Raw genomic sequence first — 12,382 nt, 5'->3', positions numbered from 1 at the left:
AGAGCCCATGACCAGTGATCGTGCGTCCTCACAAACGCCCGGCGGACGATTCCGCCTCCGGCGCATGCGAGCCAAGGTGGCCCTGATCGGAGCCACGGCCCTGGTCTCGGCAGCAATGGCCGCTCCGGCCATTGCGCAGGCCCCGCAGCAGAAGCCTAACATCCTGTTCATCATGGGTGACGACATCGGCTGGATGCAGCCGAGCATCTACCACCAGGGCCTGATGGTCGGCGAAACCCCGAACATCGATCGCATTGGCCGGGAAGGTGCGAAGTTCACGACCTATTACGCCGAGCAGAGTTGCACGGCGGGTCGCAACGCCTTCTTCACCGGCATGCATCCGCTCAGGACCGGCATGATCCCGCCACAACTGCCCGGCAGCCCGTCCTATCTGCGCCCTGGCACGCCCGCGATCGCCAAGTTCCTGCTCGACCTTGGCTACAACACTGGAGAGTTCGGCAAGAACCACCTCGGCGACCACACCGATGCGCTGCCGACGGCACACGGGTTCCAGGAGTTCTGGGGCTATCTCTACCACCTCGACGCCATGCAGGGGGTGAGCTTCCCCGACATCAACAAGACGCCGACCCAGCAGACGGTCGCGCCGCCCTGCCGGAATACGCCGATCCCCGGGCTGCCCCAGGATCCCGCGGCGGTCGATCCCAGGACCACCACCTGCCTGACGCCGCCGCGGCCGGTCATGTGGTGCAGATCGTCCGACGGCACGGCCGCGAACCAGACCTGCAAGGATGAAGGGCCATTGACGCTCGAGCGCTCGAAGACCGTCGACGAAGAGATCTCGGCCAAGCTCATCGACTTCCTCGACCGCAACGATCCCGAGAAGACCAAGAAGCCGTTCTTCGCCTGGTACAATCCCGCGCGCATGCACGTCACGACCATGCTGAACGACAAATACATGGGAATGGTGGGCGAGCCCGGCGGCAAGGACTGGGGCGTCAACGAAGCCGGCATGAAGCAGATGGACGACAACATCGGCTATGTGTTGAAGAAGCTTGAGGAGATGGGCGAACTCGACAACACGATCGTCGTGTTCACCACCGACAACGGGGCCGAGACGATTACCTTCCCCGACGGCGGCACCACCCCGTTCAAGGGTGGCAAGCTGTCCACCTGGGAGGGCGGCATGCGTGCCCCGTTGGTCGTGCGTTGGCCGGGTCACATCGAGCCAGGAACGGTCAAGAACGACATCTTCGCATCCCTCGACTGGTTGCCGACCCTCATCGACATCGCCGGCGGCCCTAAGGGCAATGAGCTGAAGGCCCGGATCGAGAGGGGCGAGTATCCCGGGATCGTCAAGACCACGCTCGATGGCGTGAACCAGCGCGATTATCTGGAAGGGAGATCGGACAAGTCGGCGCGCGACACCTTCTTCTATTACTCGGGCAAGGATCCGTCTGCGGTGCGCTACAAGAACTGGAAGATCTACTTCGCGATGGTGTCCGATGCGCCGACCGGGTTCCTCACCGGCGTCGTCCCCTATCACTGGACCCAGGTCGTCAACATCAAACGCGATCCCTTCGAAACTTCGATCGGAGAGCAGGCGAAGACGCTCTTCAGCATGGCGGGCGCACTCGCAGGACCGGCCACGGCCTACGTCTACGACTGGAACATGCTGCCGATCGGCCAGGCGCTCTGGCTGAGGGAGCTCGAAACTTACAGGCAGTTCCCGCCGATGCAGGACCCGGCGAGCTACAACCTCGAGCAGGTGATGGAGCAGCTCAAGAAGCCGCAATCCCATCCGGGTCAGTGACCCGAACGCAAGCTAGGATGACCCGCAGGTCGCACATCACGAAGACCTGCGGGCCTCGACTGGGGGCAGACATCGATCCCACGCAAAGGACTATCGAGAGGAGACCATCATGAAACCGCTAGTATCGATCGCAGCACTCCCGTTGGCGTTCCTATTCACCGGCCCGGCCCTTGCCCAGGCTCCACAGAGCATGTGCGTCATCGCGGGCAACAATCCCATCATGGGGGCCAACGGGACTGCCGACCTCGACGTCCAAGCCCAGGGATGCATGTCCGACATCCGTCCCCGTGGTTCGCTCACCAGTTCGGAGATCAGCCAGCGGCCACAGCACGGGACCTTAACGATGGTCGACAAGGATACGTGGACGTATGTGCCCGCTGCGGGTTACCGCGGTGCCGACAGTTTTGCGATCACCGTCCAGGGCAAGAGCATCGACGAGAAGCCGGGCACGTCTGTGCTCAGCTACAAGGTGAACGTCAAGTAGCCGCAGGCTCCGACAGGAGACGCCGGGGTCGCAAGCCCCCGGCGTCCGCGGGGATGCGACCCGCCACGCGAGAGCGCCACCGCTCTTTTCACCGTCACGGCCATCGAAGGGTACGGGAATGCGAACGATGAGGAACCTGGGGCTCTTATGGCCAGCAATCCCGTACTGCGCCGATGCCGTTCAACGTGCGCTCTGATCCCTTCGAGCGTATCTCATTCGATCGAGGAGCGTATCTCATTCGATCGAGAAGCAGAGGGCAGAACATGACTGGATCGTTAAGGCTTTTGTCTTTCGTGCTTGGTGCAATTCTCGCTGGAGTACTCGCAGGGGCATCGGTTGCCCAGGAGCCACAACATTTCAGTCCCAAGGGAAAGATGCCCTCGCGGTACACGGTCGAGGCTCAACAACAGCAGCGACGCATTTTGCCCCTTGCCGACAAGCAGGACTTCCAGGAAGCGAAACGTGGCTTCATTGCCGCACCATCCTACCGCAAGATCATGAATGACGAGGGCGGGGTCGCCTGGGATATCGGCAACTGGGACTTCCTCCTGGGCGGGAAGGAGTTCGACAGCATCCATCCATCCCTGCAACGTCAGGCGCTGCTCAATATGGAGTATGGCCTGTTCGAGGTCGTGCCGGGCATCTACCAGGTGCGCGGGTTCGACCTCGCGAACATCTCGTTTGTCCGGGGCAATACCGGCTGGATCGTGATCGATCCGCTGACGGTCAAGGAGACATCGCGGGCTGCCCTCAGGTTCATCAACGAGAGGCTCGGCGAGCGCCCTGTCGTGGCGGTGATCATCTCCCACTCTCACGCTGACCATTTCGGCGGCATTCGAGGCGTGGTCGACGACGCTGCACTCGCTGCCGGGAAGGTGCAGATCATCGCTCCGAAGGGCTTCATCACCGAGTCAATCGCCGAGAACCTCTATGCCGGCAACGCGATGACCCGTCGCAAGAGCTATACGTATGGCGACGTCGTGCCGCCGAGCCCCTACGGTCAGGTCGATGCGTCGATCGGCAAGGCGGCCGCCAGTGGGGAAGTCGGTATCCTGCCCCCAACAAAAAGCATCGACCAGCCGTTCGAGGAAATGACCATCGACGGGGTGCGAATGGTTTTTCAGAACACCCCAGGCACCGAAGCCCCTGCGGAGATGAATACCTGGTTTCCTGACTTCAAGGCATTCTGGGCTGCGGAGAACATCGTCAGCAGCCTGCACAATATCCTAACGCTGCGGGGAGCGCCAGTGCGTGATGCCCTGGCCTGGTCGCAATACATCAACGAGGCGCTGTATCGGTTCGGGGATCAGGCCGATGTAATGTTCGCATCGCACAGTTGGCCGCGTTGGGGAAAGGAGCGGATCGCCGAGGTGATGCGCGGACAACGCGACATGTATGCGAACCTGAACAATCAGGTGCTGCACTTGGCAAACACTGGTGTGACGATCAACCAGATTCACAACGTCTACGAGCCGCCCAAAAGCCTGCAAGAACTCTGGTACGACCGCGGTTATCACGGCTCCTACCTGCATAACAGCCGTGCCGTGATCCAGCGCTATCTCGGCTTCTGGGACTTGAATCCGGCAACACTGGTCCCGCTGTCGCCGGAGGATTCGGCGCCACTTTACATCGAGATGATGGGCGGTGCCGGGAAGGTGATGGCGAAGGGCCGGGAACTGCACGATCAGGGCGAATATCGCCTTGCCACGGAGATCCTCAACAAGCTGGTCTACGCGGAACCGGGCAACCAAGGCGCAAAAGACCTTCTCGCGGACACCTACGAGCAGATGGGCTATCAGTTCGAGAGCCCGAGCCTCCGCAACAGCTTCCTGGCCGGCGCCAAAGAACTCCGTGATGGTGTCATCGCCGTGAAGGCTGCAAAAGCGGGCAGTCCGGACTTTGTGCGCGGAACGAGCACCGAGCTGTTCCTCAATTACCTCGGGATCCAGATGGATAGCCGCAAGGCCGAGGGCATGAAGTTCAAGATCAATATCTCGACGCCTGACAACGGCGAGAGGTTCGTCACCGAGATGAGCAATGCCACGCTGACGACAATCGCCGGTCATCAGGCCAGCGATGCCGATCTGACGATCACGATCGATCGCAGAGAGCTCGAGGACGTGATGATCGGGACGGCGAAGCTGGCAGAAAAGGTCGCGGCCGGTAAGGCCAAACTGGAAGGCAATCCACAGGTGCTCGCGCAGCTTGGCTCCACCATGGTCAAGTTCGACAACTGGTTCGAGGTTCTGCCGGGCACGAAGAAGGAGGCCGTACCGACTCCGAAGGCCGAACCTTTGCAGGACGATGCGACCTACTACGAGGGACCCTAGAGCGACGTCGGTTCTGACTGAATCTGAGGCCATGCGGAGCGTTGGCTTCGTGGTTCACTCATCTCGGGCCTCGTCTTTGGAGAAGATGAGCGATGACCAAGTCCTACTCGTTGGATCGATGCATAACCCTTTTGAGCATAGAGGAGGAAGCGGTGATGAGAAGCGTGTTGACATTCCTTGCACTTACCGTGGCGGCGACAGCAGCGACCGCGCAGGTTGGACCGCCTACATCGCAGCGGACCTGCGGCGCCAATCGTCAGCTCGTTATGCGGGAAGGAGCGGTTGTCCTCGATACCAGCCCTTCGACCTATGCCCGCTTCGTCAGGAGCGGCGCACAGTGTCTGGTCGACCAGTTCCCGGAGCCGGCGTGGGTGCCGAGTTCCAACAATCCGCAATGCTTCATCGGCTACCGCTGCAAGGACGGCTCCGACGACTTCTGACGCCGGGTTCGCGGGAACTGACAATCTCTCCCCTCGTGCTCCTCAACCAGGGTCTCGCGTGCAACTGAAAGGGATCGAACATGGATCCGATCGAACCGTCCGGCATCAGCCGTCGCGTCATGCTCTCGACATTGGCCGTGCTTCCCGTCCTGCCCGGGCTGCTTCGACCCATCCCCGCGGCGGCGCAGGCAGCAGCGGAGGCGACAGCCGCGGACGGCCCGTTGCCGTCCTGGAACGATGGGGCAGCGAAGCAGGCCATCCTCGACTTCGTGCGTGCCACCACTGACCAAGCCAGCCAGAGCTACGTCCGTCCGGAGGAGCGCAGCGCAACCTTCGACCAGGACGGAACGCTGTGGGTCGAGCATCCGATGTACTCGCAGGTGGTCTACTGCCTCGATCGCGTCCCGGCGGTGGTGGCGAAGCGGCCGGAACTCAGGAATGCCGAGCCCTTCAAAACCGTTCTCTCCGGCAATCGTGCGGCGATGGCGAAACTCTCGATGCGGGATCTCGAAACGATTCTCGCCGCGACGCTGACCGGCATGACGGTGGAGGACTTCAACGCCGAGGCCATGAAGTGGCTCGAAACGGCCCGGCATCCGCGTTGGCAGCGTCCCTACACCGAGTTGGTGTATCAGCCGATGCTCGAAGTCCTGCGCCACCTGCGCGACAACGGCTACAAGACCTACATCGTGACCGGCGGCGGCCAGGATTTCGTGCGCATCTACTCGGAACGCATCTACGGCATCCCGCCCGAGCAGGTGGTCGGAACTGCGGGCGCGACGAAGTTCGGCTATGGCAAGGACGGCAAGCCGTTTCTGACCAAGGAGCCGAAGCTGCTGCTCAACGATAACAACGCCGGCAAGCCTGAAGGGATTCACCTGATGATCGGCCGCCGGCCCCATGCGGCCTTCGGCAACTCGAATGGCGACCGCGAGATGCTGGAATGGACCGGTGCGGGTGCCGGCGCCCGGCTCAAAATGTTGGTTCTGCACGATGATGTTACCCGCGAATACGCCTACGGTCCGGCCGCAGGCCTGCCCGACACCAAGGTCGGCGCCCTCACGGCGGCGCTCTATGGCGAGGCCAGGAAGGACGGATGGTCGGTGATCAGTATGAAGAACGACTGGAAGCGCATCTTCGCGTTCGAATAGGGTTCTGCTCATGGTGTGGTATGGACTTCTCGTCGCGCCATTCGCCGTTGCATTCCTCGTATCCGGCGACCGCATGGCTTGGGCACAGGCGACGCCGCCGGATACCCTTGCGGCACAACTGCGGTTGCAGGGTCATCGCTGCGATGAGCCTGTGACGGCGCAACGGGACGCCCAGCTTTCGAAACCGGATGAGGTTGTGTGGAACCTGAGGTGTAGCAATGCATCCTACCGGATGCGTCTCACGCCCGACATGGCAGCCTGGATCGAGAAGCTTGATTGATAGACGATCGACGGCGCCGACCCGCGGCGGCAGTGACCTCATCTGTCAACCGGATGACCCTTTCGGTCAAGCATAATCTGTTCGTTTGTGCAAACTGTCGAAGCGTACATAGCGTCCTTGCCTCAAGCCGGATGCTGCGAGAGTCCTCCAGACGCACCGCATCCGAGCGGACAGGCAAGCAGACGACACCGATAACGGTCCTGCCGGCGAGCAGGACCCGTCCGACTGACTTTGCGTTCGACGCAGGTCCTAATAAGGAGATGAACCATGCCCATGAAACGCTGCGCGTCCGACCTCATCCTCATCGGCGGCCTGTTGCTCGTGCCAGGCGTCGCGTTGTCCCAGGACGCGACGACCAAACCTCATGTGCCGCTCGAGAAAACCATTGGCCGGACCACGCCAACAGGGCCGGTCCCATCGCTTGCTGTGCTCAACGCGGCGAGCGCGAAGCTGGAGGGCGGCAAGCTGACCTTGGCCGGAGTGGCGCCGAGTTCGGTCGTGTTCGCCGATCGGCCCGTGCGGGCGGCGGGTCACGTAATGACCGAGCAGTTCATCATGCAGTGGGACGAAGGCAAGGACAGCTTCGCCAAGGATCCGCCCAACGCCACCGTGTCCGTTCTGGGAGGCGATGGCTCGAAGGTCAGTGACGCCGTGGTGACGCTGAAAGCGCCGAAGCTCGAAGGCGGGAACCTGACCTTCGATGTTGTCGTGCTGGAAGGGAACCTAGCCGGATCGAGCGGACCGGCTGCGCTGTTCATCGACCATTTCGGCGGCTTCGGCGGTGGCGGATTCCACGCGGGCGGCTTTGGTGGCTTCCATGCGGGCGGGTTCGGAGGTTTCCACGCTGGTGGCTTCGACGCCGCCCGCTTTGGCGGGTACCGCGGCGGCGCGTGGGCCGGTGGCCGCTATTGGCATGCTCCCGTCTATCGTGGCGCCTGGTATGGGGCGGGTGCCGGGGCGGCGGCTGGCCTTGCCGCTGGAGCTGCGATGGGAGCGGCCTACGACTCCTACGTCGTACCGAATCAGTGCGGTTATTACCCATATTCCCCGTGCTAGTGATTGAGGGTCTTTCCGCGGACACGGGATTCGACAAGCCACGACTCCGACAAGGTTCTCGGCCGAATCGAGAAGGCGCCGACGGTGAGCCATGTAAGCGACCAGGATCCTGGCTTGTCGGGACCTGGCTTGAGATGGGGTATGGCGCTACGCGGGCCCCCGAAGGGTTCGCACCGGCGATCAGTCCCGAGCGGCAGCGGCTGGCCTTGCAGCCGGAGCCGCATTGGGTGCAGCCGCAGCGTCCCCCTATTCTCACGGATACGGCCAATGCGGCTGTTACCCGTAGCCCCGTGCTACTAAGCAGGTTTCAGCGGGGTGGCCAACGGATGCTGACTGTGATTCCATCGAGGCTGAATTTTTGAAGCCCGCCCGATATTGTCCGAATGGCAAAGCCTAAAAACCCTTGAGATGCCTATGAACACGCCCTGCCTCTTGATCGTGCTTGCGGCCGCCTCTCTCGGTCCGATGGCTCAAGCCGCCGACCTGACGCCCATGACCCGGGGTCCAACGAATGTGTACCGGACCCAGTCGGTCGAGCGTCCTATCGTCCGGCTTGCGGACCAGGAGCTTGGATATTCCGTTCTCCACCGCGGGGACGTCTCGGCCCGCGGCTACCGCGTCCACCTCACCTGCATCATGGGCGAGAGCTTCGTGCAGACCTACTGCCCGACGACCCAATACGTCGCCACCTGCCCGCGGGCGACCATCTCCTGCCAATGAAGAAGAGGCGGGCCACCGCCCGCCTCACACTCTAAGCAGCGATCCGGCGGTTGGCCAACGGATGGCGATCTCGTTCGCGATTGAGCATCAGGACCGCCTCGTGGATGGCATCGTACAAGTTGTCTGGACCTGCGAAAGTCTGGTGAGCGCGATGATGCCGCTTCAGATCGTGCCAGAGCTCTTCGATGTCGTTGAGTTCCGGCATCATGGCACCGTCAACTGTTGCTTGATCGCCCGATCGATCCATGCATCCCGGGACAGCCCAGCCCTGCCCTGCCCTGCCGCTTGGTCAACCTGGCCAAGCAGCGTTGGCACCAAGGGCACTTCGACAAGAACATCCAACTCATCCTGGCCTGACGGTCCATAGGCGAGTCCTGTCACCTGCCGTGCGAACCGCCGAACCCGGTCAGCCTTTTGCTTATCCGAGAGTCTGCCGTCGTTTGCGACCAGCGGGCAATAGGCACCGACCAGGTGGTCGACGATCAGAGTAGGTTTATTGCCACCTTTGCGGAGGTCAGCCATGAGCTCATTGAGACGATTGCGGGCCGTGACATCATTCGCCCCCGAGTAAAGATCACTCGGGGGAGAAGCATTCCTTGGCGCATCCGACGTCACGGTCTCTGGGCAGGTGAAGGCTGCGGCATCGGCCGGTCGCATGATCGGGCCCGTGAGCCCGGCTCCGCAGGCCAGTACCAGAAGCAAGACAGATCTGACGGTCATCACCTCGTCCTTCGGCACATCATTGTCGATGGTTCGTCCCATGTCGTCCCCACGCCAGGTGGGATCTCAACGCATCCGAGCGCGGGGAACGACCTACCAGAAGCCAGGGCCCCACGGTCCGAAATCGAAGGCGTCCTGGTTCATCATCGCGGTCATCTGCTGCTCATTGGCCAGTTGCTTGGCAAAGACGGCGTCCCGATAGTTCGACCACGCCGTCTGGTCGCCAAAATAGACGCACTGGCACCCGGCAGGATCGGCGTAGACGTAGACCACAGTCCCGCCCGACGTCTGGCGGACGAACTTGTTCGGCGGGAGCTTGTTCATGGCGGCAATCCGCGTCGGCGAATTGGCCGGCTGAAGCGTGAAGCCGGCTGCCGCCAGCAGGTTTTCCTTGCTCTGGACCTACTGTTGCGGGGTCTGGCACGCGGCCAGGACGAGGCTGATCGCGCCAAGCGTTACTATCGATGGGAATTGCATTGCTTCTCTCCAGGCAGCCGGGGAACGTGGCAGGAATGACTCCGCCGTGCCAACAGCCTCGCACGGAAGCAGGCGCCTAGCTTGACAGAACAGGACACCGACCTGACCGACACAGGGAGGCTGGCACGGTCCAGGATTTGGACGGTTCAAGACCTTGTATCCGCTCGAAGCGGGCTCGGGATGTTGCAGGCCGCATCGAGACCGTCCGGGCAGATCATTCGGATCTCCTCGGCCTGCGCCTGAGAAGGCCGGGCGGCGCCGGCGGTGCCGGCCAGGGCGGCACGACGGATCGGTATCGTCATGAGGTCGTTCAATCTCCTCCGCCAGGATGAGCGCTGCCATCGCGCTGCGGATCATGCTCTCCGCTACTCAGTCGGGCGAAGCGACAGGCCTCTTGGCATCAACTTCTGCGCGGTTTCGGTCATTGCACACTGCGCGTTCCGCGAATTACGGAGACTGCTTTCCTGCGCGTGAGAGGCGCTCCGACAGAACCTGGATTAACTCCTGATGAGCCTCCCGAGCCTTCTCCATGTCCCGGCCGGAACCGGTGCCCGCTAAGGCGCGGATCTGCTTTTCCTCATAGGCGAGGCGTTGCCGAATGTTTTCGGGGGGGGTGTGCTTTGCCACCTCTGTTTCCGCCCATCGGGATACTTGGCCATTCGGTTTAGGCATCAGACCCTCAAGGTTGCTGTCCCATCGGGTCAATCTGGCCTACGGAGCAAGTGAGACAATACGCTGCCCTCTCACATCTTCTTAATGAGAGGGTTTCGCGCCACATTCTGTTCAGCTGCATACCAGTATTATGCCCCATTGGTGCTGGAGCTGCTCCGCCACAAAGGCCTTATTTCAGCCGTCTACTGGGTAGCTCTGGGGGACACCATGCCTCGCTTCTACCTTCACATCCGCTGCAAAGATGGAGGTATGAGTTACGACCAGTCCGGCCTCGATTACCCGGATGTGGAGACTGCCTGCCATGCCGTGGTGCTGGGTGCCCGAGACCTCAAACAGGTGTTCACAGCCAGAGGCCATGATCCACAGGACTATGCCGTTGAGGTCGAGAATGATACCGGCAAGGTGGTTTTCCGCCTGCCATTCTCTCAAGATCTGACGCCATCTCACGCCACTTACAGAATTGTCGGCAGCAATCTCGGCTGGCTGATTTATTGCAACGATGAGTTTGTTGGAGGCTTCGCACAACAGTCCTCGGCGGAATTCCTCGTATGGGAGATGGTTGAGACCCGGTGCGCTGAGCAAAAGGCGTCTGAAGTCCTGATTGAAGACGAATTTGGCTGCGAGAAGCACCTTTGCCCCTGCTTCAAGGAAGCGCCTCCTGGAACCCTGCTGTCTTAGTCATAGATCCCGATACCCGCGCCGATGCTCTTTGCAGCGGCTAGCGCCTCAGGCGCCGCACCGGCCTCGATCTCGCTGGTGAACACCTCCACCAATTCTTGGCCGTTGGTGCCGATCCGGGCCCAGTGGCCCACGAGACGGATGGCCCCGAACAGGTCGCGCTCGATCATGAGGCTGTAGAAGCGTTGGGCGCCCTGCTCCGGGTCGATCCGGTGCAGCACCAGAGGTGGTGCTTGATCCGCGAGCGGCGATCGTCCTGCAGGAGCCTGTCCCCACCTTCGGCTCAGAACCAAAGTGGATTTGCTTCGGTGTAGTGGAGAGCGGCTTTGTAGCTATCCGGCCAGCCTTTCGAATTGAACCGGACTGACATAATCCAGGGTCGAATGACGCTGGACGGGATTGTAGAACCCGTCAATGTAACGACCAATTGCCGCCTTGGCCTCAGCTCGGGTCTGGAACACGGTGCGCCAGACCAGCTCGGACTTCAAGGTCTTGAAAAAGGTCTCGACCACCGAATTATCATAACAATTCCCTTTCCTGGACATCGAGATCCCGATGGCGTGCTTTCGCAACTCGGCCTGATACTCGATCGAGCAATATTGACTGCCGCGGTCCGCGTGATGGGTCAGCCCCTCACCAAGTCTTCGGATCGCCAGAGCCTTGCGCAGCGCCTCGAGCGCCAGCTCCTTGTGCAGCCGGTCACTCACTGCCCAGCCGACCACCCGCCGGGCGAAGAGGTCGAGGACCACGGCCAGGTAGAGCCAACCCTCACCTGTCCACACGTAGGAGATATCCGCGTTCCATGTCTGGTTCGGGCGCTCGGCCGAGAAGTCCTGCTCGATCAGGTTGGGCCCGATGGCTGTCGGTGGTGCGTTTGAAGCGGCGCTTCTGCCGGGCCTTGAGCCCATTCTCGCGCATCAGTCGGGCCGTCCGACGGCGTCCGATTGGCAGGCCCTAATTTTGGAGTTCGCGCGTCATGCGTGGGCTGCCATAGGTGCCATTCGACTCTCTAAAGGCGGACCGGACATGGGCGAGCAGCACCAGATCGTCGCGCTGACGCTGACAGGCTGGACGACTTCGCCAGGCAAAGTACCCGCTCTGGCTCACCTCAAGAACTTGGCACAGTTGCTGGATGGGGAATTCCGCTTTCGCCGCATCGATGAACATGAACCTCATCGACTTCCCTCCTTGGCGAAAAAAGCGGTGGTGGGTTCAAGTGATGAGCGCAACAGCTTTGGCCAGGGTAGCTCCTGGGGTTTGAAAGCCAAGGGTTTTTCTTGGCCGGGTATTAAGCCGGAGCGCAACCGCATCCAAGTCGCTTTGGCTATAGGCGGACAGGTCTGAACCCTTCGGGAAGTACTGCCGCAGCAAGCCATTGGTGTTCTCGTTGCTTCCCCGCTGCCACGGGCTTTGGGGATCGCAGAAGTAGACCTCAACGTCAGTCGCGACGCTGAAGCGCTTGTGATAGGCAAGCTCCATCCCACGATCCCAGGGCAGCGATGCCATCAATCCTTGAGGCAGACGTCGAACCTGCCGCACAAGAGCCTTCACCACGCTCTCGCTGTCTTTGCCGTCAACTCGAACGAGCAGCACGAACCGGGAT

General features: G+C 61.5%; 17 protein-coding genes and 1 pseudogene. 9 read left to right on the top strand and 9 right to left on the bottom strand.

Annotated features, from left to right (window positions below; genetic code table 11):
* Positions 1-115: 115 nt before the first annotated feature.
* Both DRB19_RS27065 and DRB19_RS27060 read left to right on the top strand, forming a co-directional pair.
* Positions 116-1,771, top strand: coding sequence for an arylsulfatase (locus DRB19_RS27065; RefSeq protein WP_114189100.1), 1,656 nt, complete (start codon positions 116-118; stop codon positions 1,769-1,771).
* Positions 1,772-1,880: 109 nt separating this feature from the next.
* Positions 1,881-2,255: an Ig-like domain-containing protein gene (locus DRB19_RS27060; protein WP_114189098.1), complete on the top strand. Its 375-nt coding sequence runs from the start codon at positions 1,881-1,883 to the stop codon at positions 2,253-2,255.
* 275 nt (positions 2,256-2,530) lie between these two features.
* Here DRB19_RS27060 and DRB19_RS31395 read toward each other — a convergent pair whose 3' ends face one another.
* On the bottom strand, positions 2,531-2,833 hold the full coding sequence (locus DRB19_RS31395) for a hypothetical protein (RefSeq protein ID WP_245439854.1): 303 nt from the start codon (positions 2,831-2,833) through the stop codon (positions 2,531-2,533).
* 30 nt (positions 2,834-2,863) lie between these two features.
* Between DRB19_RS31395 and DRB19_RS27055 the strand changes: the two genes are divergently transcribed.
* From DRB19_RS27055 to DRB19_RS27030, 6 genes are all read left to right on the top strand, one after another.
* Complete coding sequence (locus DRB19_RS27055) at positions 2,864-4,585, top strand: alkyl/aryl-sulfatase (RefSeq protein ID WP_245439853.1); 1,722 nt, start codon at positions 2,864-2,866, stop codon at positions 4,583-4,585.
* Between the two features lie 155 nt (positions 4,586-4,740).
* Positions 4,741-5,025 carry a hypothetical protein gene (locus DRB19_RS27050; RefSeq protein ID WP_114189096.1) on the top strand — a complete coding sequence of 95 codons (285 nt, stop codon included), beginning with the start codon at positions 4,741-4,743 and terminating at the stop codon, positions 5,023-5,025.
* A gap of 80 nt (positions 5,026-5,105) precedes the next feature.
* A complete protein-coding gene (locus DRB19_RS27045; protein WP_114189095.1) occupies positions 5,106-6,176 on the top strand; it encodes an HAD family hydrolase in 1,071 nt (356 codons plus the stop codon).
* Positions 6,177-6,186: 10 nt separating this feature from the next.
* On the top strand, positions 6,187-6,456 hold the full coding sequence (locus DRB19_RS27040) for a hypothetical protein (protein ID WP_245439852.1): 270 nt from the start codon (positions 6,187-6,189) through the stop codon (positions 6,454-6,456).
* 267 nt (positions 6,457-6,723) lie between these two features.
* Positions 6,724-7,512 carry a hypothetical protein gene (locus tag DRB19_RS27035; RefSeq protein ID WP_114189094.1) on the top strand — a complete coding sequence of 263 codons (789 nt, stop codon included), beginning with the start codon at positions 6,724-6,726 and terminating at the stop codon, positions 7,510-7,512.
* A 414-nt stretch (positions 7,513-7,926) separates the two neighbouring features.
* Positions 7,927-8,232: a hypothetical protein gene (locus tag DRB19_RS27030; protein ID WP_114189093.1), complete on the top strand. Its 306-nt coding sequence runs from the start codon at positions 7,927-7,929 to the stop codon at positions 8,230-8,232.
* 31 nt (positions 8,233-8,263) lie between these two features.
* Here the strand turns inward: DRB19_RS27030 and DRB19_RS30390 are convergent, their stop codons facing one another.
* From DRB19_RS30390 to DRB19_RS27015, 5 genes are all read right to left on the bottom strand, one after another.
* A complete protein-coding gene (locus DRB19_RS30390; protein ID WP_162815904.1) occupies positions 8,264-8,440 on the bottom strand; it encodes a hypothetical protein in 177 nt (58 codons plus the stop codon).
* The gene (locus DRB19_RS27025; RefSeq protein ID WP_114189092.1) at positions 8,437-8,994 is read right to left on the bottom strand and encodes a glutelin; all 558 of its coding nucleotides are present in this window, start codon (positions 8,992-8,994) and stop codon (positions 8,437-8,439) included. Before DRB19_RS27025 ends, DRB19_RS30390 begins: the two co-directional genes overlap by 4 nt.
* Before the next feature lie 51 nt (positions 8,995-9,045).
* On the bottom strand, positions 9,046-9,276 hold the full coding sequence (locus DRB19_RS27020) for a hypothetical protein (protein ID WP_245439851.1): 231 nt from the start codon (positions 9,274-9,276) through the stop codon (positions 9,046-9,048).
* 299 nt (positions 9,277-9,575) lie between these two features.
* Positions 9,576-9,731, bottom strand: a complete 156-nt coding sequence (locus DRB19_RS30385; RefSeq protein ID WP_162815903.1) for a hypothetical protein — start codon at positions 9,729-9,731, stop codon at positions 9,576-9,578.
* Positions 9,732-9,876: 145 nt separating this feature from the next.
* Complete coding sequence (locus tag DRB19_RS27015; protein WP_147022800.1) at positions 9,877-10,056, bottom strand: hypothetical protein; 180 nt, start codon at positions 10,054-10,056, stop codon at positions 9,877-9,879.
* Between the two features lie 252 nt (positions 10,057-10,308).
* Between DRB19_RS27015 and DRB19_RS27010 the strand changes: the two genes are divergently transcribed.
* Positions 10,309-10,779 (top strand): DUF6894 family protein, encoded by a 471-nt coding sequence (locus DRB19_RS27010; protein WP_162815902.1) that lies wholly within the window; start codon positions 10,309-10,311, stop codon positions 10,777-10,779.
* Here the strand turns inward: DRB19_RS27010 and DRB19_RS27005 are convergent.
* The 3 genes and pseudogenes from DRB19_RS27005 to DRB19_RS26995 form a co-directional block, all read right to left on the bottom strand.
* Entirely contained in the window at positions 10,776-11,000 is a 225-nt protein-coding gene (locus DRB19_RS27005; RefSeq protein WP_245439850.1) for a WGR domain-containing protein, read from the bottom strand. The genes DRB19_RS27010 and DRB19_RS27005 overlap by 4 nt on opposite strands.
* A 111-nt stretch (positions 11,001-11,111) precedes the next feature.
* A pseudogene (locus DRB19_RS27000) lies at positions 11,112-11,979 on the bottom strand (IS3 family transposase); the annotation flags it as partial.
* Positions 11,980-11,991: 12 nt separating this feature from the next.
* Positions 11,992-12,382: IS30 family transposase (locus DRB19_RS26995; protein WP_114189088.1), on the bottom strand; the 391-nt coding region annotated here is incomplete at its 5' end.

Origin of the sequence: Microvirga aerophila (genome assembly GCF_003332305.1) — a bacterium.
GTDB lineage: Bacteria > Pseudomonadota > Alphaproteobacteria > Rhizobiales > Beijerinckiaceae > Microvirga > Microvirga aerophila.
Note: the sequence above shows the minus strand (reverse complement) of the source record. Positions and strands in the feature narration are given on the sequence as shown.

Coding starts and splice junctions, on each gene's coding strand:
- DRB19_RS27065 (WP_114189100.1), top strand. CDS start 116: ATGGCCGCTCCGGCCATTGCGCAGGCCCCGCAGCAGAAGCCTAACATC.
- DRB19_RS27040 (WP_245439852.1), top strand. CDS start 6,187: ATGGTGTGGTATGGACTTCTCGTCGCGCCATTCGCCGTTGCATTCCTC.
- DRB19_RS27035 (WP_114189094.1), top strand. CDS start 6,724: ATGCCCATGAAACGCTGCGCGTCCGACCTCATCCTCATCGGCGGCCTG.
- DRB19_RS27010 (WP_162815902.1), top strand. CDS start 10,309: ATGCCTCGCTTCTACCTTCACATCCGCTGCAAAGATGGAGGTATGAGT.
- DRB19_RS27050 (WP_114189096.1), top strand. CDS start 4,741: ATGAGAAGCGTGTTGACATTCCTTGCACTTACCGTGGCGGCGACAGCA.
- DRB19_RS27025 (WP_114189092.1), bottom strand. CDS start 8,994: ATGGGACGAACCATCGACAATGATGTGCCGAAGGACGAGGTGATGACC.
- DRB19_RS27020 (WP_245439851.1), bottom strand. CDS start 9,276: ATGAACAAGCTCCCGCCGAACAAGTTCGTCCGCCAGACGTCGGGCGGG.
- DRB19_RS27030 (WP_114189093.1), top strand. CDS start 7,927: ATGAACACGCCCTGCCTCTTGATCGTGCTTGCGGCCGCCTCTCTCGGT.
- DRB19_RS30390 (WP_162815904.1), bottom strand. CDS start 8,440: ATGATGCCGGAACTCAACGACATCGAAGAGCTCTGGCACGATCTGAAG.
- DRB19_RS31395 (WP_245439854.1), bottom strand. CDS start 2,833: ATGGATGCTGTCGAACTCCTTCCCGCCCAGGAGGAAGTCCCAGTTGCC.
- DRB19_RS27060 (WP_114189098.1), top strand. CDS start 1,881: ATGAAACCGCTAGTATCGATCGCAGCACTCCCGTTGGCGTTCCTATTC.
- DRB19_RS27045 (WP_114189095.1), top strand. CDS start 5,106: ATGGATCCGATCGAACCGTCCGGCATCAGCCGTCGCGTCATGCTCTCG.
- DRB19_RS27055 (WP_245439853.1), top strand. CDS start 2,864: ATGGAGTATGGCCTGTTCGAGGTCGTGCCGGGCATCTACCAGGTGCGC.
- DRB19_RS30385 (WP_162815903.1), bottom strand. CDS start 9,731: ATGACGATACCGATCCGTCGTGCCGCCCTGGCCGGCACCGCCGGCGCC.